The organism is Macrococcus epidermidis (assembly GCF_003259695.1).
Taxonomy (GTDB): Bacteria; Bacillota; Bacilli; order Staphylococcales; family Staphylococcaceae; genus Macrococcoides; species Macrococcoides epidermidis.
Genome location: NZ_PZJH01000007.1, coordinates 38,953 through 65,117, shown reverse-complemented (window position 1 = coordinate 65,117; position 26,165 = coordinate 38,953). Strand labels below are relative to the sequence as shown.

The 26,165-nt window shown below is 34.6% G+C and carries 25 protein-coding genes; 12 read left to right on the top strand and 13 right to left on the bottom strand.

The window, feature by feature from the left end; genetic code table 11:
- Positions 1 to 95: 95 nt before the first annotated feature.
- From BHU61_RS11430 to rpmH, 13 genes are all read right to left on the bottom strand, one after another.
- On the bottom strand, positions 96 to 419 hold the full coding sequence (locus BHU61_RS11430) for a hypothetical protein (protein ID WP_111716977.1): 324 nt from the start codon (positions 417 to 419) through the stop codon (positions 96 to 98).
- A 21-nt stretch (positions 420 to 440) separates the two neighbouring features.
- Entirely contained in the window at positions 441 to 1,541 is a 1,101-nt protein-coding gene (gene ychF, locus BHU61_RS11425; protein WP_111716975.1) for a redox-regulated ATPase YchF, read from the bottom strand.
- 12 nt (positions 1,542 to 1,553) lie between these two features.
- Positions 1,554 to 1,745: a DUF951 domain-containing protein gene (locus tag BHU61_RS11420; protein ID WP_111716973.1), complete on the bottom strand. Its 192-nt coding sequence runs from the start codon at positions 1,743 to 1,745 to the stop codon at positions 1,554 to 1,556.
- On the bottom strand, positions 1,735 to 2,622 hold the full coding sequence (locus tag BHU61_RS11415; RefSeq protein ID WP_379883827.1) for a mechanosensitive ion channel family protein: 888 nt from the start codon (positions 2,620 to 2,622) through the stop codon (positions 1,735 to 1,737). Before BHU61_RS11415 ends, BHU61_RS11420 begins: the two co-directional genes overlap by 11 nt.
- Before the next feature lie 9 nt (positions 2,623 to 2,631).
- Complete coding sequence (locus BHU61_RS11410; RefSeq protein ID WP_111716971.1) at positions 2,632 to 3,480, bottom strand: ParB/RepB/Spo0J family partition protein; 849 nt, start codon at positions 3,478 to 3,480, stop codon at positions 2,632 to 2,634.
- Positions 3,473 to 4,234 carry a ParA family protein gene (locus tag BHU61_RS11405; protein WP_111716969.1) on the bottom strand — a complete coding sequence of 254 codons (762 nt, stop codon included), beginning with the start codon at positions 4,232 to 4,234 and terminating at the stop codon, positions 3,473 to 3,475. Before BHU61_RS11405 ends, BHU61_RS11410 begins: the two co-directional genes overlap by 8 nt.
- A gap of 112 nt (positions 4,235 to 4,346) precedes the next feature.
- Complete coding sequence (gene noc, locus BHU61_RS11400; protein WP_111716967.1) at positions 4,347 to 5,192, bottom strand: nucleoid occlusion protein; 846 nt, start codon at positions 5,190 to 5,192, stop codon at positions 4,347 to 4,349.
- A 47-nt stretch (positions 5,193 to 5,239) separates the two neighbouring features.
- Positions 5,240 to 5,956 carry a 16S rRNA (guanine(527)-N(7))-methyltransferase RsmG gene (gene rsmG, locus BHU61_RS11395; RefSeq protein ID WP_111716965.1) on the bottom strand — a complete coding sequence of 239 codons (717 nt, stop codon included), beginning with the start codon at positions 5,954 to 5,956 and terminating at the stop codon, positions 5,240 to 5,242.
- Positions 5,957 to 7,831, bottom strand: coding sequence for a tRNA uridine-5-carboxymethylaminomethyl(34) synthesis enzyme MnmG (mnmG, locus tag BHU61_RS11390; protein ID WP_111716964.1), 1,875 nt, complete (start codon positions 7,829 to 7,831; stop codon positions 5,957 to 5,959).
- A gap of 12 nt (positions 7,832 to 7,843) precedes the next feature.
- Complete coding sequence (gene mnmE / locus BHU61_RS11385; protein WP_111716962.1) at positions 7,844 to 9,226, bottom strand: tRNA uridine-5-carboxymethylaminomethyl(34) synthesis GTPase MnmE; 1,383 nt, start codon at positions 9,224 to 9,226, stop codon at positions 7,844 to 7,846.
- A gap of 131 nt (positions 9,227 to 9,357) precedes the next feature.
- Positions 9,358 to 10,173 (bottom strand): RNA-binding cell elongation regulator Jag/EloR, encoded by an 816-nt coding sequence (jag, locus tag BHU61_RS11380; protein WP_254256952.1) that lies wholly within the window; start codon positions 10,171 to 10,173, stop codon positions 9,358 to 9,360.
- Positions 10,174 to 10,194: 21 nt separating this feature from the next.
- On the bottom strand, positions 10,195 to 10,542 hold the full coding sequence (rnpA, locus tag BHU61_RS11375) for a ribonuclease P protein component (RefSeq protein ID WP_111716958.1): 348 nt from the start codon (positions 10,540 to 10,542) through the stop codon (positions 10,195 to 10,197).
- Positions 10,543 to 10,645: 103 nt separating this feature from the next.
- Positions 10,646 to 10,798 carry a 50S ribosomal protein L34 gene (gene rpmH / locus BHU61_RS11370; RefSeq protein ID WP_096078141.1) on the bottom strand — a complete coding sequence of 51 codons (153 nt, stop codon included), beginning with the start codon at positions 10,796 to 10,798 and terminating at the stop codon, positions 10,646 to 10,648.
- Positions 10,799 to 11,254: 456 nt separating this feature from the next.
- Between rpmH and dnaA the strand changes: the two genes are divergently transcribed.
- The 12 genes from dnaA to budA all read left to right on the top strand — a co-directional run bounded on the left by dnaA (position 11,255) and on the right by budA (position 26,140).
- The gene (gene dnaA, locus BHU61_RS11365; protein WP_111716956.1) at positions 11,255 to 12,592 is read left to right on the top strand and encodes a chromosomal replication initiator protein DnaA; all 1,338 of its coding nucleotides are present in this window, start codon (positions 11,255 to 11,257) and stop codon (positions 12,590 to 12,592) included.
- A gap of 173 nt (positions 12,593 to 12,765) precedes the next feature.
- Positions 12,766 to 13,902: a DNA polymerase III subunit beta gene (dnaN, locus tag BHU61_RS11360; RefSeq protein ID WP_239242259.1), complete on the top strand. Its 1,137-nt coding sequence runs from the start codon at positions 12,766 to 12,768 to the stop codon at positions 13,900 to 13,902.
- Positions 13,903 to 14,072: 170 nt separating this feature from the next.
- The gene (locus BHU61_RS11355) at positions 14,073 to 14,969 is read left to right on the top strand and encodes an ABC transporter ATP-binding protein (protein WP_111716953.1); all 897 of its coding nucleotides are present in this window, start codon (positions 14,073 to 14,075) and stop codon (positions 14,967 to 14,969) included.
- Complete coding sequence (locus BHU61_RS11350; protein WP_111716952.1) at positions 14,962 to 16,203, top strand: ABC transporter permease; 1,242 nt, start codon at positions 14,962 to 14,964, stop codon at positions 16,201 to 16,203. Before BHU61_RS11355 ends, BHU61_RS11350 begins: the two co-directional genes overlap by 8 nt.
- 129 nt (positions 16,204 to 16,332) lie before the next feature.
- Complete coding sequence (locus BHU61_RS11345) at positions 16,333 to 17,052, top strand: DsbA family protein (protein ID WP_111716950.1); 720 nt, start codon at positions 16,333 to 16,335, stop codon at positions 17,050 to 17,052.
- A complete protein-coding gene (locus BHU61_RS11340; RefSeq protein WP_099581655.1) occupies positions 17,052 to 17,471 on the top strand; it encodes a disulfide oxidoreductase in 420 nt (139 codons plus the stop codon). Before BHU61_RS11345 ends, BHU61_RS11340 begins: the two co-directional genes overlap by 1 nt.
- Before the next feature lie 149 nt (positions 17,472 to 17,620).
- A complete protein-coding gene (yaaA, locus tag BHU61_RS11335; protein WP_096077751.1) occupies positions 17,621 to 17,839 on the top strand; it encodes a S4 domain-containing protein YaaA in 219 nt (72 codons plus the stop codon).
- Positions 17,839 to 18,948, top strand: a complete 1,110-nt coding sequence (gene recF, locus BHU61_RS11330) for a DNA replication/repair protein RecF (RefSeq protein ID WP_111716948.1) — start codon at positions 17,839 to 17,841, stop codon at positions 18,946 to 18,948. The genes yaaA and recF overlap by 1 nt, the downstream gene beginning before the upstream one ends.
- Before the next feature lie 7 nt (positions 18,949 to 18,955).
- Positions 18,956 to 20,878, top strand: a complete 1,923-nt coding sequence (gene gyrB, locus BHU61_RS11325; protein WP_111716946.1) for a DNA topoisomerase (ATP-hydrolyzing) subunit B — start codon at positions 18,956 to 18,958, stop codon at positions 20,876 to 20,878.
- A 27-nt stretch (positions 20,879 to 20,905) separates the two neighbouring features.
- Entirely contained in the window at positions 20,906 to 23,569 is a 2,664-nt protein-coding gene (gyrA, locus tag BHU61_RS11320) for a DNA gyrase subunit A (protein WP_111716944.1), read from the top strand.
- Positions 23,570 to 23,760: 191 nt separating this feature from the next.
- Positions 23,761 to 25,428, top strand: a complete 1,668-nt coding sequence (gene alsS / locus BHU61_RS11315; RefSeq protein WP_111716942.1) for an acetolactate synthase AlsS — start codon at positions 23,761 to 23,763, stop codon at positions 25,426 to 25,428.
- A 10-nt stretch (positions 25,429 to 25,438) separates the two neighbouring features.
- Positions 25,439 to 26,140, top strand: a complete 702-nt coding sequence (budA, locus tag BHU61_RS11310) for an acetolactate decarboxylase (protein WP_111716940.1) — start codon at positions 25,439 to 25,441, stop codon at positions 26,138 to 26,140.
- Positions 26,141 to 26,165: the final 25 nt, after the last annotated feature.

Genomic DNA, 26,165 nt, shown 5'->3' with positions numbered 1-26,165 from the left:
CTTTATTATTTAATAAAGCAAGGAATAATTTTCATTACTCACAATAGAGAATTATAGCATAGTTTACTTTTTTCATCAATCATTTGTTTTATAAATTACTGATGAACTTCATTTAATTGATAAGTCACCAGTTCTTTTGAATAGAATAATTTAATATCACCAGTGCGATGCAAATATACATATTCTTCATAATCTGAATCATCAGGATTTATTTCATCTGTTTCAATAATGTCTAAATAGCGTATCGCAGTCCTTGGAAACGAGACTTTATTATAGATTGAATCATTTAGTTTCACCGGTTCAGATAATGATACTGCCTGTACTAAATAATGATATGTAACATGGTACATCGGGTTTACTTTATCTTCAGACTTAATAATAATTTTGATACAGTATATGATTCGTTTTAATGGTTGCATGCTATGCTCCTGTTTGTTTAATTATACGTTAAATCTAAAATGAACAACGTCGCCATCCTGCATGATATAATCTTTTCCTTCTAAACGTACACGACCCGCTTCTTTTGCAGCAGTCATACCATTATGTTCAATTAAATCATCATAGCTTACAGTTTCTGCTCTGATAAATCCACGTTCAAAGTCAGTATGAATGATTCCTGCACATTGTGGTGCAGTCATACCACGTTTAAACGTCCACGCACGCACTTCTTGTACACCAGCTGTAAAGTAAGTAGCAAGACCTAATAAATGATATGAAGCTTTGATCAATTTATCTAACCCAGATTCTTCAATACCCAAATCTGCTAAATATTCTTTTTTATCTTCTTCATCTAATGCCGCTAACTCTTCTTCAATACGCGCACTGATAACAATGACTTGTGAACCTTCATTATCAGCATATGCTTTAATTGCTTTTACATGTTCATTTTCTTCGCCTGCCACTAAATCATCTTCAGATACATTTGCCACATATAGCATTGGCTTTGCAGTTAACAAGTGCATACCTTTAACAATTTTCTCTTGTTCCGGAGAAAATTCAATACTTCTTGCAGGACGTTCATTTTCTAGAGCTTCTTTAATAATTGCTAAGATTGATTCTTCAACCATTGCATCTTTATCTTTTTGTTTTGCCATCTTCTGAACACGTGCGTAACGTTTCTCAACAGATTCTAAATCCGCTAAGATTAACTCCATATTGATAACTTCGATATCATCAACAGGATTTACTGTTCCTGATACATGCGTGATATTCTCATCTTCAAATGCACGAACAACTTGACAAATTGCGTCAACATCACGGATATGAGATAAGAATTTATTTCCTAACCCTTCACCTTTAGAAGCACCTTTAACGATACCAGCGATATCAGTAAATTCAAATGCTGTTGGTACTGTCTTTTTAGGTGTTACTAATTCAGTTAATTTATCTAAACGTACGTCTGGTACTTCAACGATACCAACGTTAGGATCAATCGTAGCAAACGGATAGTTCGCTGCAAGTGCTCCTGCCTTTGTAATTGCATTAAATAATGTTGATTTTCCTACGTTTGGTAATCCTACAATTCCTGCTGTTAAAGCCATAATTTCTTCTCCTTATTCGGCCTGTGCCGTTATCTTTTTAATTTTTTTATTGAATTCTTGTCTTGGCAACATAATACTACGACCGCAACCTTCACATTTAATACGGATATCCGCACCTAAACGAATTACTTTAAACAGTTTCTCTCCACATGCATGTGGTTTCTTCATTTCAACAATTGTATTTAATTCATAATCATTTTGCATTGTGATCATCCTTATTTGGTTGATTGTACATAACAACACGTGGCATAGGTACGTGAATGCCATTTTGATCTAAAAATTCTTTAATATCACCACGTAATATTCTTGAAACTTTCACATGATTATTCGGTAAAGTTTCTGCCGACATTCTTATTTTTGTTTCTCCTGCACTAACCATTTCAACACCTAACATTTCAGGTGCTTTTACTAAATCAACATATTTCTCAGGTAATGTTAGTAAATACGGCTGCAATATTGATTCTATATGCGAAATATTTTCTTCACTTGATACGGAAATATCGAAGATTGCAATCGAGTTATTCACCGAGAAGTTTACAATTTCATTCATTGTGCCATTAGGCAAAATCGTAAGTTCACCTGTAAAAGATTTAATACGTGTTGAACGGAGACCAATAGATTGAACAGTCCCCTCTGCAACAGTAGTACCTGTTGTATTTATTCTAACATAATCTCCAACATCAAATTGATTTTCAAAGATAATAAAAAAGCCAGTAATAACATCTTTGACCAAAGTTTGTGCTCCAAACCCAATGGCGATACCCGCAATACCAGCCCCCGCAATAATACTTTCGACTTTCACACCAAAGTTACTCAGTATTGTCGTTAATACGATAAACCAAATCACATACGATGCAATACTTTGCAGTAGTTTAATCAAAGTTGTGTCACGCTTCGTTGATTGGGATAAATATGTTTTACGCCTTACTCTAAAAAATTGTTCAATGAATTTATGTACGACTCTAATGACAATAACGGCGAATAACAATAAAATAATCGACCATAAAATATCTGTCCCAATACTAATCCATAGTTTTGAATCAAAAAAGGTACTTTCTATTTCATTCATAATATCGTTCACTACATTCACCTACTGTGTATTCTCTAACAATGCAATAAGACGATTAAACTCTTCTTCAGAAGTAAACTCTATTGCAATTTTTCCTTTTTTACGTGATTTAGAAATTTCAACTTTTGTTCCTAAATGACGCTTTAAGTTTTCTTCATGTTTCACAAGAAACACTGGTTTTTTCTTTTCTTTCTTCGGCTTAGCTTCTGTATGATTTAAATCTTTAATATATTTTTCTAGTTCACGTACGCTCATCGATTCAGCGATTACTTTTTTAGCAACTGAAATCATTTCTTCTTCTGATTTTAGTCCAAGTAATGTACGTCCATGTCCGCCTGAAATTTTCTTTTGATCAATTAAATCTTTAACCGCATGTGGTAAATTCATAAGACGCAGCATATTCGCAATATACGGTCTTGATTTACCTAAACGATCTGCTGTTTCAGCTTGTGTTAAATTCAATTTATCCATTAGAAATTGATAGCTCTTCGCTTCCTCCAGTGGATTTAAATCTTCACGCTGTAAATTCTCAATCACCGCAAGTTCCATCATTTGTGTATCAGTTAATTGCTTAACGATTGCCGGAATCTTTACTTTACCTGCTAATTTACTCGCTCTAAAACGTCTTTCACCTACAACAATGTCATAACCTTTCACTGACTTACGTACAACGATAGGTTGCAGTACACCATGCACCTTAATCGATTCACTTAATTCGTTCAATGCCTGCTCATCAAATTCATGACGCGGCTGATATGGATTTGGTCGTAATTCTGAAAGACTGATATCTTCTACTAATTCATCCTGCTGGTTTTCCTGGAAAAGTGCATCTAAGCCCCTTCCTAATCCTTTACCTAAACCTCTAGCCATGGCGTACAACCTCCTCAGCTAAGCTCTTATAAGTCTTAGCTCCCGTTGAACGGGCATCGTATACATTGATCGGTTGCCCGTGAGAAGGTGCTTCTGATAATCGGACATTACGCGGAATAATCGTATCGTATACTTTTTCACCAAAGTGGTCTTTTACTTCTGCAATCACGTCATTACCTAAATTCGTACGTGCATCCAGCATCGTTAATAATACACCTTCAATTTCAAGCGATTGATTTAAATGGCGTTGTACTAAACGAATTGTATTCAGTAATTGACTCAAACCTTCTAGCGCATAGTATTCACATTGTACAGGGATTACGATTCCATTGGCTGCAGTAAATGAATTGATTGTGAGTAAACCTAATGAAGGTGGGCAATCAATGATGATATAATCAAAATCAGTATCTAACTCTTTAAATGCATATTTTAAACGTACTTCTCTGCTCATCGCAGAAACTAACTCAATTTCAGCTCCAGCTAATGCAATATTAGCTGGAATGATATATAAGTTTTCAACCGCTGTTTCTAAAACACATTTATTGATATTTACATCTTCAACAAGCATGTCGTACACTGAATTTTCTACGTTATTCTTATCTACACCAACACCACTCGTGGCATTACCTTGAGGATCAGTATCTACTAATAAAACTTTTTTACCAAGTTCCGCTAATGCAGCACTTAAGTTAACTGATGTTGTCGTCTTACCAACTCCACCTTTTTGGTTTGCGATGGCCAATATTTTTGTCATCAATATTCTCTCCTACTCATGTTTTTCATATAGTAACGATTATAACAATTTTATCGAATTTCTGCACAGACAATCCGTGAACAGAAAAAAGCGGATGAAAGTATCATCCACTTTATTGATTCATATCATTCTTAAATACTTTTATAGAAATTTCATAGAAATTTTCATACTCGGTATCTTTACGTTTTACTTTTACGCCGCTTTTCTCAACTGCTTTTAAACTTTCACCGATTGTATTGAATGCAAGCTTTAAATCTCTCGTAAAGCCAATACGTTTAGGTTTCACATCTTCTCCACCCAACATACGCTTAACACGTTCTTCTGTCTGCTTCACATTTAAATTTTGGCTTTTAATAATGTCCAGCATCTTTTTTTGTCCAACTTCATCTAATGCAAGCAATGCTCTGGCATGTCGTTCTGTAATTTGCTGCTTGCTCAATGCATCTAAAATCGGTTGAGATAAGCGTAATAGTCTTAACTTATTCGCAATAAACGACTGACTTTTACCTAAACTTGTCGCAAGATCCTGTTGCGTAATACCATCTAAGTCTAATAACTTCTTATAAGCTTCCGCTTCTTCAACAGCTGATAAATTTTCACGTTGAATATTTTCGATTAAAGCAATCGCAGCAGTTTCTTTGTCATTCATTTGTTTAACAATTACTTCTGTTTCAGCAGTGCCATTGAACTTTAATGCACGGAAACGTCTTTCTCCGGCAATAATTTCATACATACCTTCTTCAATTGGACGTACAACGATAGGTTGTAATAAACCATATGAACGAATGGATTCTGCTAATTCTTTAATCTTTTCTTCATCAAAAATTTGTCTTGGTTGATATCTGTTCGGTACAATGCGTTCTACTGGAACTGTAACGACATTACCGTTCTGACGTTGTACTTCAACATCTTCTTCTTTATCTTTTAGTCCAAATAATTTAGAAAAGGGTTTTTTCATATCAATCGACTCACTTTCACTTCAAAATACGATAACAATTTAGTATCTTACTTTAATAAAGGCTCTTTATTCGGTGTGCCTGGTTTGCGTGGATATTTTTTAGGTGTTTGACGTTTCTTTTCAATATTTAAAATATAACGCATACTATCTTCTTCTGGTAGCGTTAAAGGATGATTATGAATGACTTCTCCACCTAAAATTGAAATTGCAAATAAACCTTCTTCAACTTCTATTTCACCTTGGGCACCTTTTAACGCTATAAAATGACCACCTTTTTTAACAAGAGGTAGACATAATTCACTAAGTACTGAAAGACGAGCAACTGCGCGTGCTGTTACAACATCAAATGATTCACGGTACTCACTCTTACCAAACGTTTCAGCACGATCATGAATAAATCGAACGTTCGTCAAATCAAGTTCTGCACTTAAATGATTTAAGAAGTTGATGCGTTTATTTAATGAATCAACGATTGTCACTTCAAGATGAGGGAACATAATTTTTAATGGTATGCTTGGAAATCCAGCACCTGCACCAACATCACAAATGGATTGAACCTTCGTAAAATCATAATAGAAACTTGGTGTAATTGAATCAAAAAAGTGCTTTAAATATACTTCTTCTTTTTCAGTTACAGCAGTTAAATTCATTAGCTTATTCCACTCTACTAAAGTTTCATAGTAAATTGCAAATTGTTTTTGTTGTTTTTCAGTGATAGTAAAGCCTTTTTCCTGTAATTTTTGTACGAATTGCATCTCGTTCATCTAGTTCACCCTTTTAATTTTTCCCTGTTCAATATAGACTAATAAAATTGAAATATCTGCAGGATTCACACCTGAAATTCTTGAAGCCTGAGCAATACTTAAAGGTTTAACTTCCTTTAATTTCTGACGAGCTTCTGTCGCTAATGAATGAATATCATCATAATCAATATTTTCTGGAATTTTTTTATTTTCCATACGTTTTACTTTTTCAACTTGTTGTAATGACTTTTGAATGTAACCTTCGTATTTCGTCTGGATTTCTACTTGTTCAGCTACTGCTTCATCCACTGTAATATCACTGTCAATAAGTGACACAACTGAATTATAATCCATTTCAGGACGACGTAATAAATCAATCGCTAAAATACCATCTTTTAAAGCAGTTCCACCACGCGATGCAATCATACTTTGTGTCAACGCATTTGGTTTAATGCGCGTATCAGTTAAACGTTTTATTTCCTCGGAAATAGCAGCTTTCTTTGCAATAAATTTAGCATAACGCGCTTCATCTATCAAACCAATTTCTTTCCCGATTTCCGTTAAGCGTAAATCAGCATTATCATGACGTAATAATAAACGATGTTCTGCACGACTTGTAAGTAGTCGATATGGTTCATTTGTACCTTTCGTTACTAAGTCATCGATTAATACACCAATGTATGCTTCGTGACGCCCTAAAATTAACGGTTCGTGATTTAATACTTTTGCTGCAGCATTAATACCAGCCATCAAACCTTGACCTGCCGCTTCTTCATATCCACTCGTTCCGTTAATTTGTCCCGCAGTAAATAAGCCATCTATCTTTTTCGTTTCAAGTGTTGGCCATAATTGTGTAGGAACGATTGCATCATACTCAATCGCATAACCCGCACGCATCATGTCTGCTTTTTCTAGCCCAGGAATGGATTGTAACATTTGAAGTTGCACATGCTCAGGTAAACTTGTAGATAAGCCTTGTACATAGACTTCTTTCGTATTGCGTCCTTCCGGCTCTAAGAAGATTTGGTGACGTGGTTTATCATTGAAGCGCACGAATTTATCTTCAATCGACGGGCAATAACGTGGACCTGTTCCTTTAATCATGCCTGAATACATCGCTGATAAATGTAAATTATCATCAATCACTTTATGTGTTGCAGCATTCGTATATGTTAACCAGCAAGGTAACTGATCTAAGATGAACTCAGTCGTTTCGTAACTGAATGCACGTGGTACTTCATCACCAGGCTGAATTTCAGTTTTAGAATAATCAATTGTATTGCCATTCACACGAGGTGGTGTTCCCGTTTTAAAGCGCACAATATCAAACCCAATTTCACGTAAGTGATCTGCTAATGTGATTGATGGCATTTGGTGATTTGGTCCTGAAGAATATTTAATGTTACCTAAAATAATTTCTCCACGTAAGAATGTCCCTGTTGTTAATACAACAGCATCTGCATAATACGTTGTACCAATAATTGTTTCGACACCTTTTACTTTATCGTCTTCTATAATTAAACGCTCAACCATACCTTGCATAATATCTAGGTTGTCCGTATTCTCAATAACATCCTTCATTTCTTGTTGGTAAAGTACTTTATCTGCTTGAGCACGTAATGCACGCACTGCAGGACCTTTACCAGTGTTTAACATACGCATTTGAATATGCGTTTTGTCGATTGTTTTAGCCATTTGGCCACCTAAAGCATCTATTTCTCGAACAACAATCCCTTTTGCTGGTCCACCTACCGATGGATTACATGGCATAAAAGCGACTGAGTCCAAATTAATTGTTAGCATTAAAGTCTTTGCACCTTTTCTCGCTGCAGCGAGTCCCGCTTCAACACCTGCATGACCGGCACCAACAACAATTACATCATATCTTTGTTCCAAAATGTTTCCTCCTTATTTTCCTAAACAGAACTGGCTAAATAACTGATCGATTAAGCCGTCTGCAACAGACTCTCCAATCACTTCTCCAAGCAATTCCCAAGTTTTTATTAAATCAATTTGAATCATATCTATTGGCACGCCACTTTCAGCAGCCATAATAGCATCACTGATTGATTGTTTAGCGTCTTTTAATAAACTAATGTGTCGTGCATTTGAAACATACGTCATATCTTGATTCGATACTGTACCTTCAAAGAATAGATCACGAATCTTTTCTTCTAACTGTTCTATACCACTTTGGTCAACCATCGATGTCATCACAATTGGTGTATTTACACCAACCATTTGTTTCACCGCTTCAATGTCTAATGCTTGTGATAAATCTGTTTTGTTAATAATAACGATAACATCTTCATTTTTAATGACTTCAGCAAGCTGATAATCACTTTCTGTTAATGCTTCATTATAATTTAATACGTAAAGAATTAAATCAGCTTTGCTTAAAGCCTCGCGACTACGTTCAACACCAATCTTTTCTACAATATCGTCTGTTTCACGAATACCTGCCGTATCTACTAAACGTAAAGGTACGCCGCGTACGTTTACATATTCCTCTAATACATCACGTGTTGTTCCTGCGATTTCCGTAACAATTGCTTTATTATCTTGAATTAAATTATTTAACATTGATGATTTACCTACATTAGGTTTACCAACGATAACTGTTGATAATCCTTCACGTAAGATTTTACCTTGCGTACCAGTTTGTAATAAAGACTCAATGCTCGTCTTTATCTTCTCAGCTTCTGCTAATAGAAATTGATTCGTAGCTTCTTCTACGTCATCATATTCAGGATAATCAATATTAACTTCTACTTGGGCTAGAATTTCCAGGATTGATTGACGCAATCCTTTAATAAGTGTGCTAAGTCGACCTTCAATTTGCTGCATTGCAACTTTTGAGGCACGATCTGTTTTAGAACGAATAAAATCCATTGTCGCTTCTGCTTGAGATAAATCAATACGACCGTTCAAAAATGCACGTTTTGTAAATTCTCCTGGCTCAGCTAACTTTGCACCATTCGATAATGTTAGTTCTAGTACACGATTAACCGTCATAATACCACCATGACAATTGATTTCAACAATATCTTCTCTTGTATAGGTTCTAGGTGCACGCATTACTGCCACCATTACTTCTTCAACAACGTCATTTGTCTCAGGATCAATAATATGGCCGTAATTTATCGTGTGTGAATCAACATTGATTAATTTATGCTTACCTTTATATATCTTGTCTGCAATATTTATCGCTTCATCTCCAGAAAGTCTAACGATAGCAATGGCCCCTTCTCCCATTGGTGTTGAAATACTTGAAATTGTGTCGAATTCCATACATTGATCCTCCTTTAAATGTCCATTTGTTGATTGTAGTTTGAAATGTTAAAAATGAAAACACTTTTGCTTTAAATAAACAGATTAACTCTAAAAACTTAATGTTTTTAGAGTTAGTCAGAGTTATAGAATTAACGTGCTTTAATGACTAAATAACGGTGAGGTTCGCGACCTTCTGAATATGTTTCGATATTCTCGATATTGGTCAATATTTGATGCATAATTTTTCGCTCATAATTCGGCATAGGTTCAAACTTTACCGGTTTACGTGTAGCAACTGCTTTTTTTGACATATTTAATGCGAGATTTTGTAACGTTTCTTTACGTTTCTCACGGTAATTCTCGATATCCAGCGTCACAGTCATATAACCTTTTTCAATATGGTTATAATAATTTTGAGCAAGCAACTGCAGACTATTTAATACTTGTCCGCGCTTTCCGATAATTCGTCCAGCGTCATTTGATTCCAAATTAATTACAACTTCACTATTATTCTTAAAGCTGCTTGTAGCAGAAGTATTAATACCCATTTCCTGAATAATAGCCGTGATATATTTTTCAGTTTGATTCAGTGCATCTGTTTTTGCTTGTTGTTTTGATAGCGACTCTTTTTCAGTAGTAGCAATTATAACTACATCAGTATCAATAACCTTTTTATCGTCCGATTGTTCATGTTGCACGCGTTCAGTCTTAATCGTTTGTTCTTCTGTTTCCTGAGTTATGTATTCACTTCTATTTTTAACTGCTTCAATAGTAGAAAGCTTCTTTAATTCAGGATCAATTACAGTAAGTTTCACTTCTGCATCAGCTTTGCCAATACCAAAAAAGCCTTTCTTTCCTGGGTGAATAACATCAATCTTTACTTGTTTTTCTTGCAGATTTAATTCATCAAGTCCTTGTTGAATCGCAAGTTCAACAGTACCGGCTATATAATTTTTCTCTAACACAGGCATACCTCCATCATTAGATTAACTGATTCTTTTATTAAAACCTTTCGCAATCTTCATGACATGCTCCAGACTCTTATGAATCTCTTCAACTGTCATATCTTTTGAAGGGTTTCTGGCAATCACAATAAAATCATCTTTAATGATATCTTGTTTATGGCGCGTAAAACTTTCTCTAATCGCTCTTTTTATACGATTACGTGTCACAGCATTTCCAATTTTTTTTGACACTGAAATGCCTAATCTAAAATGCTCATTTTCCTGATTTCTTAGTCTATAGATGATAAATTGTTTATTAGCAACGGACTTACCTTGTTTATAAACTTTTTGAAAATCATCATTTTTTTTGATTCGATATGCTTTTTCCACGATACACCAACTTCTATCACTAAATAGATACTTTTATTCATTATACTAGAATACAGACCTGTTTTAAACAAAATAAAAAAGACCACTGAATTGTTCAGTGATCTTATGCTGATAATACTTTTCTACCTTTACGACGACGACGCGCTAATACGTTACGGCCGTTTTTTGTGCTCATACGTGCACGGAATCCATGAACTTTACTATGTTTACGTTTATTTGGTTGATAAGTACGTTTTACCACTAAAAACACCTCCATTAATTTATATTTCATCTATCGAATTTCGTCTAGTGATTTACAGTAACTATTGAAGTATATCAAAAGCGACGTCTAAAATCAACCTGTTTCTAAGAACAGATTGAAAGAAAGATATCCACTTATCCACATTTATTCACAGATTTTTGTGGATAATCATAAATCATATTTAACTTATTCTATAGTTATTCACATCCTAAATCACATATTCAACTTTACTTTTAAAGTCCAATGTGGTTAAGTATATGTTTGTGGATAAGTCGATGTAACACTTGATATTATAATCTCTTTTTGATAAGATTTTGATATGTTTCCTGTGGATAAAGAATTAGTTTATGACTTTTATCCACATTTTGTGTATAGGTTGTGGATAAACTATTCAAACCTGTGTTTTATGTTTATTCACATTTTTAATACTGTGTATAACTTTGAAATTTTTTTATAAGAAAGAGGAACATTATGAGTGGAATCGATACGATATGGGATAAAGTTTTAACAAAATTACAGACAAAACTAACGAACGCAAGTTACGATACTTGGTTTAGTGAAACAAAGATCAAATCTCTGGATAACAATCAAATCGTTATTTTAGCACCAACTTCTTTCAATGCAGACTGGCTGAAAAAAAATTATTTAAATTTAATTCAGGAAGTAATAGAAGAAACTATCGGAGAACATTTAAATATTAAAGTCATTTCTGATGAATTTGATGATTCCGATACTGATTTTCAGGCAAATAAGCCTGCTGAAAGACCTGCTTCTCAGGAAATTTTGCCAAGTCAACTCAACACTGATAATACCTTTGACACTTTCGTCATCGGAAGCGGTAATCGCTTTAGTCATGCAGCAAGTTTAGCAGTTGCTGAAGCACCAGCAAAAGCATACAATCCGCTGTTTATATATGGTGGCGTAGGATTAGGTAAGACACATCTAATGCACGCAATTGGTCATTACGTTATGGAACATAAGGAAAATGCAAAAGTCGTATATACTTCAAGTGAAAAGTTTACGAATGAATTCATCAATTCTATTAAAGACAACAAAACTGAAGAATTTAGATCGAAATATCGTAATGTTGATGTACTGCTTATAGATGATATTCAGTTTTTAGCTGGAAAAGAATCGACACAAGAAGAATTTTTCCATACATTTAACGAACTTCATCAAAATCATAAACAAATTGTAATTTCAAGTGATCGTGCTCCAAAAGAAATTCCTACTTTAGAAGAACGTTTACGCTCACGTTTTGAATGGGGATTAACGACAGACGTTACCCCACCTGATCTTGAAACACGTATCGCAATATTACGTAAAAAATCAGAGGAAGAAAATATAGAGATTCCAAATGAAGCAATGCTTTATATCGCCACTCAAATTCAATCAAATATTCGTGAACTTGAGGGTGCTCTGACAAAAGTTGTTGCCTATTCTAAATTAGTAAACCGTGAACTAAACTCTGATTTAGTAGCTGAGGCTTTAAAAGATATTATCGCTTCTAGTAAACCAAAGAAAGTAACGATTCAGGATATTCAGGAAGCTGTTGGTGCATACTATAATATACGTCTAGAAGATTTCAGTGCAAAAAAACGTACTAAATCTATTGCATTTCCTAGACAAATTGCAATGTACTTAGCACGTGAGCTTACTGACTTTTCTTTACCTAAAATTGGTGAAGAATTTGGTGGAAGAGATCATACAACTGTCATACATGCGCATGAAAAGATCAGAAAAAAATTAGAACATGATAATAGTTTGAAAAGTGATTTAAAAAATATCGAAAAAGATATCAAGGGATAAAGTTAAAATTGTGTATAACTTTTTGCGACATATAAACAAGTTATACACATGTGGATATCTACGCTTCACTCAGTTCAATAGACTTATCCACCTATTCACAGCCCTTACTACTATTATTACGATTTTAAAAGAGATAAAATATATATATAAATATCATTTTAAGGAGCTTATTCATTATGAAATTTACAATTCAAAGAGATCACTTTATTACTCAATTGAATGATACATTAAAAGCCATTTCCCCAAGAACAACTTTACCAGTGTTAACGGGTATTAAATTAGATGCTTTTGATAACAAATTAGTATTAACAGGGTCAGACTCAGAAGTATCGATTGAAATTACGATTCCTACTGAACAAGGCGACAATGAAATTTTATCTGTTGATACGAAAGGATCAATCGTATTACCAGGTCGTTTCTTTGTAGATATCATTAAAAAATTACCTGCAGATACTGTAACAATTGAAACAAACGATAACTTCCAGGCAAAAATTACTTCAGGACAATCAGAATTTAATGTATCGGGTATTGATTCAGATCAATATCCATTATTACCACAAGTAAGTGAACAAGAAGCAATAACTTTGCCAATTAAAGTATTAAAAAATATTATCAAACAAACTAATTTTGCAGTGTCCACGTCAGAAACACGACCAGTGTTAACAGGTGTTAACTGGATGATAAGTGATGGTATATTAAACTGTACTGCAACAGATTCACATCGCTTAGCTTTAAGAAAGTTGCAACTGGAAAACACGAACATTGAAACAATCAATGTCATTATTCCAGGAAAAGCATTAAGTGAGTTAAATAAAATTATTGATGATACTGAAGAAACAATCGATATTTTCTTTGCATCAAACCAAGTATTATTCAAAGTTGGTAATATTAACTTTATTTCACGTTTGCTTGAAGGAAATTATCCAGATACATCACGTTTATTCCCGGAAAGCTATGAGACGGCATTATCTATTAATAACGGAGACTTTTTCCACGCGATTGATCGTGCTTCATTACTCGCGCGAGAAGGAGGAAATAACGTTATTAAATTATCCGCTGTAGAGAATGCAGTAGAATTATCTTCTACTTCTCCTGAAATCGGTACGGTGAAAGAAGATGTTAAGACAAATAAATTTGAAGGAGAAGGTATCAAAATTTCCTTTAACTCAAAATATATGATGGATGCACTACGTGCCATTGATAATGATGATGTTCAAATCGAGTTCTTTGGAACGATGCGCCCATTTATTCTGAAGCCCGAAGAAGATGAAAATTTAGTTCAGCTTATTTTACCGATAAGAACATATTAATTTAAAAGCTTAAGCCAAATTCTGGTTTAAGCTTTTTGTTTTGACAAATAAAGTTTTTATTTTGACAAATATACTTGTCATAAAATATGAAATATATTACTATTTTAAGTGAGATAACATTATTTTCTTAAAGTATGGAAATCCTCAAAAACTATGATGGAGGTAGCAAAATGCTGATTCTGGAGAATGTTAGTAAAGAATTTAATGATTTCAAAGCAGTAGACAATGTCAATATTTCTGTACCTGCTGGTGAGATGCTTGGTTTCTTAGGCGGAAATGGTGCGGGAAAAACGACAACATTTCGCATGATTTTAGGTCTTCTATCTAAGACGGCAGGAATAATTACATATAACGGTAAACCGATTGATTATTCTGTCACTGACAAAATAGGTTACTTACCTGAAGAACGTGGCTTAAATCCAAAATTAAAAGTAAGTGAACAAATTCAGTATTTAGCCCAGTTAAAAGGTATGAACAAAAAGGATATTGATAAAGCTCTGGATTATTGGCTCGATCGTTTCGATGTACCAGAAAATAAAAATAAGAAAATCGAAGACTTATCTAAAGGTAATCAACAAAAAATCCAATTGATTGGTGCCATCATTCATAATCCATCACTACTAATCCTGGATGAACCATTTAGTGGTCTTGATCCAGTGAATGTAGAATTGTTAAAATCAGCTGTTAAAGAAATCAATGAAAATGGTGCTACGATTGTATTTAGTTCGCATCGCATGGAACATGTAGAAGAGATGTGTGAACATGTATGTATTTTGAATAAAGGTAAGACGGTTGTTTCAGGAGAAATTAAACAAGTGAAACATGATTTTGGCAAGAAAGAAATTATTATCGAAGGACAACATGATTTTAGTACGTTAGCGAATATTCCTGGCGTAACAAAATTTAGTCAAAATAAAAATGATGTGCGTATTCAAATTGCTAATGGAGAGGTAGCACCTATCATATTCGATGCTGTTAAACAAATGGGCTATGTTTCAAGATTCCAGGTCAATGAACCATCTCTAAATGAAATATTCATTGAGAAAGTAGGTAATAGACATGAATAAATTTATACCGACATTTTGGTTAACATTCTGGAAAAAAGTATCGAGTAAATCGTTTATCATTTCGACGTTGATCGTAATACTAGCGATTATCGCATTAAGTAACGCTGATAAAATTTATGATTTCTTTGATAAAAGTGAAGATGATATTACTGTTATTTCTTCCGAAGACAAAACATTATCAACCGTATTTAAAAATGAATATCAAAAATTAGATAAGAAAAAGAAGTTAAAGATAGTTGATCTTGAAGCGGGAAAAAAAGGTATAAAAAATGAAAAATATAAAGTATTGATTGATATTAAAGAAAATACAGATAAAACAATTGAAAGTAAGGTTTATACACTAGATAGCTTAGGAACAGATGAACTGATGCAGATACAATCAACATTGACTGCTTTTCAAAGCAATAATATTGCAAAGTCTCTAAATCTTGCGCCTGATAAATTAGCAAAAGTTTTATCACAGGCTAAAGTTGATAATGAAGTTATTAAACCATTAGATGCTAACGATAAAGTGTCAGAGGAAAGTAAAGCAGTAAATACAGCATTAGTGTATGCAGGAATCTTTTTAATTTTCTTTATTACGATTAACTATGGAAGTCAAATTGCTACAGAAATTGCTCAGGAGAAATCATCACGCGTTATTGAAATGATTGTCACAAGTATTTCACCAATTACACATTTAATGGCTAAGATTATTGGAGTCATTGCAGTAGCGTTGGTACAGATTATCATCTATGCGATTACAATTTTTGTATGTGTTCAAGTATTTAATTTAAATAAAACGATTGAAAGTTTTGGATTTAAATTTACACAGGAAAATGTTCGTGTACTTATGTATGCACTTATTTTCTTAATTTTAGGCTTATTGCTATATATCAGTTTAAGTGCGATTGTCGGTTCTCTTACAAACCGTATAGAAGATATAGGTCAAGCGATAATGCCGGTCACATTTTTAAATATGGCGGCATTCTATATTGCGATGTTTAGCTTAACAACACCAGACACAATGCTTGTTAAGATTACAAGCTTTATTCCTTTCTTCACACCACAAGTAATGTTACTCAGAACCATTTCTCAGAAAACGAGTGATGCTCAGATTATCATTGGTATCATTATTTGTATCGTTACAATTATTGCACTGTTTTTTATCGCAGCAAAAATATACAAGGGCAGTGTATTCAGTAACGATAAAGGACTGATTAAGAATTTTAAAAGAGCATTGCAAACAAAATAGTTCACAAAAGATTAACTATTTTATTGTGGCATTGTTATTTTATTTAATATAATATTTATACTATGTATTTTAAAAATATATAAAAATAAATAACAAATTGTGTATACACAATAAAGAGAGGTCAATTCGATGAAGAATAAAAGCTCATTAATTTTTACGATGGTTCTTACATTACTAGTTGTAGGAGCATTAGCAGCAATGGTGATTATGAAGCAAAAAGATAAAGCTGAAACAGATAGTGTCGACACATCGACAGTTGATTCTACAGTCAATAACAATCAAGGTAAAGATCCTGTGGACACTAATAAAGTCGATCTTAAAGGTCAACCGATGATGGGGAAAAAAGATGCGAAAGTTACAGTCATTGAATTTGGAGATTTTAAATGTCCAGCATGTAAATATTTTGATAGCAATATGAAACCTGAACTCAAGAAAAAATACTTTGATACAGGGAAAGCAAACTATTACTTTATTCATACACCGTTCCATGCTGAAGAATCAATTTTAGGCGGACTTGCTGGTGAAACAGTATTAAAAAATGATCCTGATAAATATTGGGCATTCCATGATGCATTATTTAAATTACAAACGCATAATGGTTCTCAAGATAAATGGTTAACGATATCTGCAGTTAAGAAAGCACTTAAAACAGCAGGCGTAAAAGACGAAGCAAAAATAGTTGATGCAATTAAAGCGAACAGTGAGAAAGCTGCTGTTCAAAAAGATATTGATTTATATCAAAAACACAATATCACTTCTACACCAACAATTATTGTTAACGGTAAAGCACTTGCTGATCCGATGAACATCGATGCGGTTACAGAAGCTATTGATAAGGCGTTAAAATAATGAAAAACACCAAATATTTTTATATTTCCTGGGTAATTGCACTGGTTGCGATGTTAGGTAGTTTATATTTTTCAGAAATCATGCATTATGTACCTTGTGAAAAATGTTGGTATCAAAGGATTTTAATGTATCCTTTAGTGATTATTGCTGGTTTTGCAGCATTTACAAATGCATATCACTATAAATATTTGATTATGACATTCTCTGTTATCGGGTTTTGTATTTCAGTTATTCACTATATGGAACAGAAGATTCCCGGATTTGCACCAATCAAACCTTGTGTTGGTGGTGTTCCTTGTAGTACACAGTATGTGAATTATTTTGGTTTTATTACAATTCCGTTTTTAGCGGGAACAGCATTTTTGTTAATTACAGTGATGATGCTACTCGTTAGAAAATCAAATGCAGATGCAAAATAAAGGATTTTAAAAACAATATGGAATGTTCATAAATAAAAACGTTGAATGATAAGCATTCAGCGTTTTTATTTATGTGAAAAGACATGCAATTTTTAATGATTAAAGGTATAATTATATAATGACTGACATGGAATAGGAGTGAACCGTGAATGGTAAATATAGTCGAACTAAATAGTGAGATTACGTTAGGTCAATTTCTAAAAGCAGAAGGGATTATCTCAACGGGCGGACAAGCGAAATGGTATCTGCAGGATAACCCGGTAATGTTGAACGGAGAAGAAGAAAACAGACGTGGTAAGAAGCTTCATCAGGATGATCTTTTAGAAGTTGAAGGCGAAACTTACAAGATTACTTACACGGAAGCATAATGAAGTTAAAATCATTATCCTTATCGCATTATCGTAATTATGATTCCGTCAAATTAGACTTTAGCGATGAAGTAAATATTTTGATAGGTATTAATGCACAAGGAAAGACAAATCTTTTAGAAGCGATATATTGTTTAGCGATGGCTAAAAGTCACAGAACTTCAAATGATAAAGAATTAATTACCTGGGGTGAACAATTTAGTCATATTGAAGGTGACTTAGCATACCGACATGGCGTCATGCCATTATCACTCACAATTTCATCAAAAGGTAAAAAAGCGAAAGTGAATCATTTAGAACAAAAGCGACTGACTGAATACATCGGCCATATGAATGTCGTTTTATTTGCGCCGGAAGACTTAAATTTAGTTAAGGGTAGTCCGCAAATAAGACGCCGCTTCATCGATATGGAAATCGGCCAGATATCTGCTGTTTATCTTAATGATTTATCCAACTTTCAAAGAATACTCAAACAAAAGAATCATCATCTGAAGCAACTTAAAATCTCAGGTAATAATGATACAACGATGCTTGAAGTATTGAATGAACAATTTGCGGAATATGCGGTAAAACTTACGCAGCGACGTAAATCATTCATTGAAAAACTGGAGGAACTTGCCCTACCTATTCATCAAGGTATTACAAAACAAAAAGAAAACTTAAAATTACAGTATGTATCAAGTCTTGAATATATTGATGACGTACAGGCCATGATTGAAGTCTGTGTTACATTGCTAAATAAAGAAAGTAAACGTGAGATAGAACGTGCACAAAGTTTATTTGGCCCACATCGTGATGATATTACTTTTGCCATCAATGATATTGACGTGCAAACGTACGGATCACAAGGTCAACAGAGAACGACAGCTTTATCAGTGAAGCTTGCTGAAATAGAATTGATTAATCTGGAAGTGGGAGAATATCCGATTCTATTGCTGGATGATGTATTAAGCGAGCTTGATGATTTAAGGCAGACACATTTACTTACGACAATTCAACATAAAGTTCAAACATTTGTAACAACAACATCAGTGGATGGTATTGAACATGAAACAATCAACAGAGCGAAATTATTTAATGTTTCTGATGGACATATTTCGACTAATTGAAGGCTAGGTGACAATCTTGGAACAAAATTTAGATCAATATGGTGCTGACCAGATACAAGTATTAGAAGGATTAGAAGCAGTTAGAAAAAGACCAGGGATGTATATCGGCTCTACTGCATCACGTGGTTTACACCATTTAGTATGGGAAATCGTTGATAATAGTATCGACGAAGCATTAGCAGGATATGCGGATGAAATTGAAGTAGTAATAGAAAAAGATGACTGGATTAAAGTTACAGATAACGGGCGTGGTATTCCTGTTGAAATGCATAAGAAAATGCGTCGTCCTGCTGTTGAAGTTATCTTAACAGTACTGCATGCCGGAGGTAAATTCGGCGGTGGCGGATATAAAGTTTCTGGTGGTTTACATGGAGTAGGTTCTTCTGTCGTTAACGCCTTATCATCGACTTTAGAAGTATATGTACATAAAGACGGACAAATTCATCATCAGGCATATCATCAAGGTGTACCTGCTTTCGATTTGAAAGTTATTGGTGAGACAGATAAAACTGGAACAGAAATACGCTTTAAAGCAGATCCGGAAATATTTACGGAAACAACAGTTTATGAATACGAAATTTTACAAAAGCGTATACGTGAACTTGCTTTCTTAAACAAAGGCATTAAGATTACAGTGCGTGATGAACGTGAAGAAGAAGTAATTGAAGATGAATACCACTATGAAGGTGGTATTAAGTCTTACGTTGAATTGTTAAATAAATCTAAAGAAGTATTATTTCCTGAACCGATTTATATTCATGATACGCGTGATGATATTGAAGTAGAAATATCAATACAATATAACAATGGTTACTCAACAAACCTTTTAAGTTATGCAAATAACATTCATACATATGAAGGTGGAACACATGAGGATGGCTTTAAACGTGCATTAACACGTGTTATTAATAACTATGGTGCTAAAAATAAACTGATTAAAGAAAACGATGAGAAATTATCAGGGGAAGATGTACGTGAAGGAATTACTGCGGTAGTGTCTATTAAACATGGTGATCCGCAGTTTGAAGGACAAACGAAGACGAAACTAGGCAATACAGAAGTACGTCAAATTACAGATAATCTATTTGCGGAAAACTTTGAAAGATTCTTAATGGAGAATCCACCAGTTGCTCGCATTATCGTTGAAAAAGGTATTATGGCATCTCGTGCGCGTCTTGCTGCGAAGAAAGCACGTGAAGTAACGCGACGTAAATCTGGCCTGGAAATTTCTAGTCTTCCAGGTAAACTTGCAGACTGTTCAAGTAAAGATCCATCAATAAGCGAATTGTACATCGTTGAGGGAGATTCTGCCGGTGGATCAGCGAAGTCTGGTCGCGATTCTAAGACACAGGCAATTCTTCCGTTACGAGGTAAGATTTTAAACGTTGAAAAAGCGCGATTAGATCGTATTTTAGGAAATAATGAAATCCGTTCTATGATTACTGCGATGGGTACTGGTATCGGTGGCGAATTTGATATTTCAAAAGCAAGATATCATAAGATTGTTATTATGACCGATGCAGATGTTGATGGTGCGCACATTAGAACACTATTACTTACTTTCTTCTATCGCTTTATGAGACCACTACTTGAAGCGGGATATATTTATATTGCACAGCCACCATTATTTAAAGTGGAACAAGGAAAGAAAAAATATTACGTCTATAATGAACGTGAATTAAATAAATTAAGAGAAGAATTACCAGCTACACCGAAGTGGCAATTAGCACGATATAAAGGTTTGGGTGAGATGAATGCTGACCAGTTATGGGAGACGACAATGAACCCTGAGAACCGTTCGATGTTACAAGTGACTTTAGGTGATGCGATAGAAGCGGATGAAGTTTTTGAAATGTTAATGGGTGATGTTGTTGAACATCGTCGTACATTTATCGAAGAAAACGCCGTTTATGCAAACGTTGATGTATAAAGATAGTATTTTAAGGAGGCGCCATTTATGGCTTTAGAGCACGATTCAAAACTACAAGACCAGAATATTGTCAAAGAGATGAAGGATTCGTTTCTTGACTATGCGATGAGTGTAATCGTTTCTCGTGCGTTACCGGATGTACGTGATGGTATGAAACCTGTACATCGTCGTATATTATACGGAATGAATAATCAAGGAATGACGCCAGATAAACCCTATAAGAAGTCTGCACGTATCGTAGGAGATGTTATGGGTAAATATCACCCACACGGTGACTCTTCAATTTATGAGGCAATGGTTCGTATGGCACAAGATTTCAGCTATCGTTATATGCTCGTTGATGGACAAGGAAACTTTGGTTCTATGGACGGCGATGGTGCAGCTGCGATGCGTTATACTGAGGCGCGTATGTCTAAGATTGCTATGGAATTAATGCGCGATATCAACAAAGATACGATTGATTTTACAGATAACTACGATGGTAACGAACGTGAACCAGTCGTGCTACCTTCTAGATTCCCAAACCTGCTTGTGAATGGTGCGTCAGGAATTGCGGTTGGTATGGCAACAAATATTCCTCCACACAACTTAACAGAAGTGATTAACGGTGTGTTAGAGTTAAGTAAAAATGCTGACATTTCGATTCCTGAATTAATGGAATTTATTCAAGGTCCTGATTTTCCTACTGCAGGCTTAATACTAGGACGTAGTGGCATCCGACGTGCTTATGAGACAGGTCGTGGTTCTGTCATTATGCGTGCGAAAACTTTAATTGAAACACGTCCTAATGGTAAAGAAACAATTATCGTAACAGAAATTCCTTATCAAGTGAATAAAGCACGTTTAGTAGAGAAGATAGCGGAACTTGCCCGTGATAAAAAGATTGATGGTATTACAGATTTACGTGATGAGACAAGTTTAAAAGAAGGTGTGCGTATCGTTATTGACGTTCGTCGTGATGCGAATGCCAATGTGATCTTAAATAATTTATATAAATTAACACCATTACAAACATCTTTCGGTGTGAATATGTTAGCGCTTGTTGATGGACAACCGAAAGTTTTAAATATCAAACAAGCAATCTATCATTATTTAGAGCATCAAAAAGTAGTGGTTCGTCGTAGAACGCAGTATAACTTGAAGAAAGCTGAAGATCGTGCACATATTTTAGAAGGATTACGTATTGCATTAGATCATATTGACGAAATTATTGCTTTAATTCGTGGTTCAAAAAATGATGCTGAAGCGATGGCAGGCTTAATGGAACAATTTAAGCTTTCTGAGCGTCAGGCACAAGCAATTTTAGATATGCGTCTGCGCCGATTAACAGGACTTGAACGTGACAAAATTGAAGAAGAATACCAGGAATTACTGAAATATATCGATGAATTAAGAGCCATCTTAGCGGATGAAGAAAAATTACTGGAAATTATTCGTGAAGAATTAATTGAAATCCGTGAAAAATATGGCGATGAACGTCGTACAGAAATTACTGCAGGTGGATTTGATCATTTAGAAGATGAAGATTTAATCGATGAAGAAAATATCGTTATTACTTTAAGCCATAATAACTATATTAAACGTTTACCAGCATCAACATACCGTACACAACATCGTGGTGGACGTGGCGTTCAAGGTATGAATACTTTGGACGAAGACTTTGTTAGTCAAATGGTAACGACGTCAACTCATGATAATGTATTATTCTTCACGAATATGGGACGTGTATATAAAGTTAAGGGCTATGAAATACCTGAACTGTCTCGTCAATCAAAAGGAATCCCAATCGTTAACGTATTAGAACTGGAAAAAGATGAAAAGATTAGCACGATGATTGCGGTGAAAGACTTAGAACGTGAAGATGCCTTTATTATATTTGCGACGAAACAAGGTATTATTAAACGTACGAATCTTTCTCATTTTGCGCGCATTAATAAAAACGGTAAGATTGCAATTAACTTTAGAGAAGACGATGAACTGATTGCTGTACGTTTAACAGATGGTAATAAACAACTAATTATCGGTACAAAAAATGCATCACTCATCCGTTTCGAAGAAGATAAACTGCGTCCACTCGGAAGAACAGCTGCAGGTGTAAAAGGTATTTCATTACGCGAAGGCGATGAAGTAATAGGACTTGACGTTATTGAATCTAATGGTGAACATGAAGTATTGATTGTTACTGAAAATGGTTATGGTAAACGTACGGGTGAAGCAGAATACCGTATTTCTAACCGTGGTGGTAAAGGGATTAAAACAGCAAGCATTACTGAGAAGAACGGTAATCTTGTTTGTATCACAACAGTTAACGGTGACGAAGATATTATGTTGGTGACGAATCAAGGTGTAATCATTCGTTTAGATGTTGCTGAATTCTCTCAAAATGGTCGTTCAGCACAAGGTGTTCGTTTAATTAAGTTAGGTGAAGGACAACTTGTTGCGACCGTTGCAAAAGTAGAGAAAGAAGAAGACGTCGATGTAATTGACGAAGATAAGTTGCCCGGTGAAGTGATAGCCAAACAAGAAACGACATTAACAGAAGAAGCATTAGAAGATAACAACGAAGATATTGAAGCTGAAGACGGCCATGTTGTTGGTACGCTTGAAGATGAAGAAGATGACACTCAAAAAGATATTTTAGAAAATTCATCTTTCGATGATATTTTTGAAGACGAAGAAGAAACAGAATAAATTAAAAAGACTAAAGCCCAATTTTTAAGTTGTGCTTTAGTTTTTTTATTTCCCGAACAGTATTGAAAACGCTTCAATATTGTTGAAAACGTTTTATATGTATTTTAAAGGCGTATCATTTGAAGTAAGCATGCATTCGTACTAGCATTTAAATTGTAAAAAATATAATTCTAATTAGGAGCGTTAATATTATGAAAAAATCTGGTGGAGATTTATTCGTTGATACATTAATTAATCATGGTGTGACACATGTATTTGGAGTACCTGGAGCGAAAATCGATAAAGCATTTGATGTTTTAGAAGATAGAGGGCCCGAAGTCATTGTGACACGTCATGAACAAAATGCGGCACTTATTGCACAAGGTATCGGTCGTATCACAGGTAAACCTGGTGTTGTACTTGTAACAAGTGGACCTGGGGTAACCAATTTAGCGACAGGATTAGTGACCGCAAATTCTGAAAGTGACCCGGTTGTTGCGATTGGTGGTAATGTTAAACGAGAAGACAGTTTAAAACGTACACATCAATCTTTAGATAACGCTGGTCTGATGAGTCACGTTTCTAAATATTCAGTTGAAGTTCAGGATGCAAACAGTATTTCTGAAGCAGTTACAAATGCATTCCGTGCCAGTGTTGAAGGGCGTAAAGGTGCAGCTTTTGTAAGTATACCTCAAGATGTTATATCTGCAGAAAACGTGGAGGTAAATGCGATAGAAGTAAAAGAACCACCTGTTTTAGGACCGGCACCTAATTTTGAAATTGATACTTTAGCTGAAAGAATTAAACAAGCCAAGTTACCTGTATTTTTACTTGGTATGCGTGCATCATCTGAAGAAAATACTGCCGCAATAAGAAAATTTATGACGAATAATGCGATACCAGTTGTAGAAACCTTCCAGGGATCTGGCATTATTTCAAGAGAATTAGAAGAACATTTCTTCGGACGTATTGGATTATTTAGAAATCAACCCGGTGATGAATTATTAAAACATGCAGATTTAGTGATTTCAGTGGGTTATGATCCAATTGAGTATGATCCGGTGATTTGGAATAAAGAGAATGAAAAAACAATTATTCATATTGATGAAGTGCAAAGTGATATTGACAATCATTATGCACCGGTAACGGAATTGATCGGTAATACTGCGCTCACAATTCAACGATTAGATGAAAAATTAGAGCCAGGTGATATACAGCTTGATGAAAATGCTCAAAAAATATTATTAAATATTGCAAATATGATTCAAAAGAAATATGAATTGCCTGAAGATTACATGAATGCTGAGAAAGTAAATCCTAAACATATCGTTAAAGCAGTACGTGAATTAATTGATGATGAAACGACAGTTACTGTAGATGTAGGATCTTTATATATTTATATGGCACGTTATTTTAGAAGTTATGCACCACGTCATCTCTTGTTCTCAAATGGGATGCAGACATTAGGTGTAGCACTGCCTTGGGCGATTGCAGCATCAATTGTCCGACCAGGTAAAAAAATCGTTTCTATGGCGGGAGATGGAGGTTTCTTATTCTCAGGTCAGGAACTTGAAACTGCAGTAAGACTTAAAGCGCCAATCGTACAACTTATTTGGAATGATGGCTATTATGATATGGTTAAATTCCAGCAGGTAAGTAAATATGGTAAAGGTGCAGCAGTTGACTTAGGTCCTGTTGATTATGTTAAATATGCAGAATCTATGGGTGCAAAAGGATATAAAGTGAATCACTCTAGTGAATTAGAAGATGTACTGAAGAAAGCAATGGCAGAAGAAGGACCAGTTATCGTAGATATTCCTGTAGATTATAGCAACAATGCAAAATTAATGGAAGATTTATTACCAGACGCTACAAACTAGGAGGATAACGATGAATAACTTATATCAATATTCAACAATGGGTGCACTTGTAGGAGGTATGTTTGAAGGTACATTTAAATTGTCAGATGTACTTTCAACAGGAAATTATGGTATCGGAACAATGGATGGCTTAAATGGTGAACTGATTGTTTTGGACGGCACACCATACTTAATTGAAAGTACAGGGAAAGTACGTATTGTATCACCTGAAGAAACAACACCATTTGCAAGTATGATGGACTTTAACCCGACCAAGACATTAACTTTTAAAGGTAGTTTAAATAAAGAACAGTTAGACGAAGAAATATTAAAAGCAATGCAGGGTATGAACTATTTTCATGCAATAAAGATTACAGGTAAATTTAAATTGATTAAAGCAAGATCAGTGAAGAAACAACAACAACCCTATCCGAAACTAGTCGAAGCAGTGAAAGAACAGGGCTATTTTGATATTCAAGATACAGAAGGGACGTTGTTTGGATTTTATACACCCCATTTTATAATGGGTATTGGTGTTGGCGGTTATCATGTACATTATTTAAGTGATGATGAGACACAAGGTGGTCATGTATTTGATTATGAGATTGAAGACGTGAAAGTTGAACTTGCCTTGCAGGAAGATTTTATCTTAAAAATGCCGGATACCAATCATTATCGTGAAAATGATTTGAATGATCCGGAAATGCTTAAAGATATAGAGGCAAGCGAATAGAAAAAGCAATCCTGAATCAGTTGAT

What these genes read in the sequence shown, in the direction of transcription:
- BHU61_RS11430 (WP_111716977.1), bottom strand. Translation starts at nt 419, where the DNA reads ATGCAACCATTAAAACGAATCATATACTGTATCAAAATTATTATTAAG.
- ychF (WP_111716975.1), bottom strand. Translation starts at nt 1,541, where the DNA reads ATGGCTTTAACAGCAGGAATTGTAGGATTACCAAACGTAGGAAAATCA.
- BHU61_RS11420 (WP_111716973.1), bottom strand. Translation starts at nt 1,745, where the DNA reads ATGCAAAATGATTATGAATTAAATACAATTGTTGAAATGAAGAAACCA.
- BHU61_RS11410 (WP_111716971.1), bottom strand. Translation starts at nt 3,480, where the DNA reads ATGGCTAGAGGTTTAGGTAAAGGATTAGGAAGGGGCTTAGATGCACTT.
- BHU61_RS11405 (WP_111716969.1), bottom strand. Translation starts at nt 4,234, where the DNA reads ATGACAAAAATATTGGCCATCGCAAACCAAAAAGGTGGAGTTGGTAAG.
- noc (WP_111716967.1), bottom strand. Translation starts at nt 5,192, where the DNA reads ATGAAAAAACCCTTTTCTAAATTATTTGGACTAAAAGATAAAGAAGAA.
- rsmG (WP_111716965.1), bottom strand. Translation starts at nt 5,956, where the DNA reads ATGAACGAGATGCAATTCGTACAAAAATTACAGGAAAAAGGCTTTACT.
- mnmE (WP_111716962.1), bottom strand. Translation starts at nt 9,226, where the DNA reads ATGGAATTCGACACAATTTCAAGTATTTCAACACCAATGGGAGAAGGG.
- rpmH (WP_096078141.1), bottom strand. Translation starts at nt 10,798, where the DNA reads ATGGAGGTGTTTTTAGTGGTAAAACGTACTTATCAACCAAATAAACGT.
- dnaA (WP_111716956.1), top strand. Translation starts at nt 11,255, where the DNA reads ATGAGTGGAATCGATACGATATGGGATAAAGTTTTAACAAAATTACAG.
- BHU61_RS11355 (WP_111716953.1), top strand. Translation starts at nt 14,073, where the DNA reads ATGCTGATTCTGGAGAATGTTAGTAAAGAATTTAATGATTTCAAAGCA.
- BHU61_RS11350 (WP_111716952.1), top strand. Translation starts at nt 14,962, where the DNA reads ATGAATAAATTTATACCGACATTTTGGTTAACATTCTGGAAAAAAGTA.
- BHU61_RS11345 (WP_111716950.1), top strand. Translation starts at nt 16,333, where the DNA reads ATGAAGAATAAAAGCTCATTAATTTTTACGATGGTTCTTACATTACTA.
- BHU61_RS11340 (WP_099581655.1), top strand. Translation starts at nt 17,052, where the DNA reads ATGAAAAACACCAAATATTTTTATATTTCCTGGGTAATTGCACTGGTT.
- yaaA (WP_096077751.1), top strand. Translation starts at nt 17,621, where the DNA reads ATGGTAAATATAGTCGAACTAAATAGTGAGATTACGTTAGGTCAATTT.
- recF (WP_111716948.1), top strand. Translation starts at nt 17,839, where the DNA reads ATGAAGTTAAAATCATTATCCTTATCGCATTATCGTAATTATGATTCC.
- gyrA (WP_111716944.1), top strand. Translation starts at nt 20,906, where the DNA reads ATGGCTTTAGAGCACGATTCAAAACTACAAGACCAGAATATTGTCAAA.
- alsS (WP_111716942.1), top strand. Translation starts at nt 23,761, where the DNA reads ATGAAAAAATCTGGTGGAGATTTATTCGTTGATACATTAATTAATCAT.
- budA (WP_111716940.1), top strand. Translation starts at nt 25,439, where the DNA reads ATGAATAACTTATATCAATATTCAACAATGGGTGCACTTGTAGGAGGT.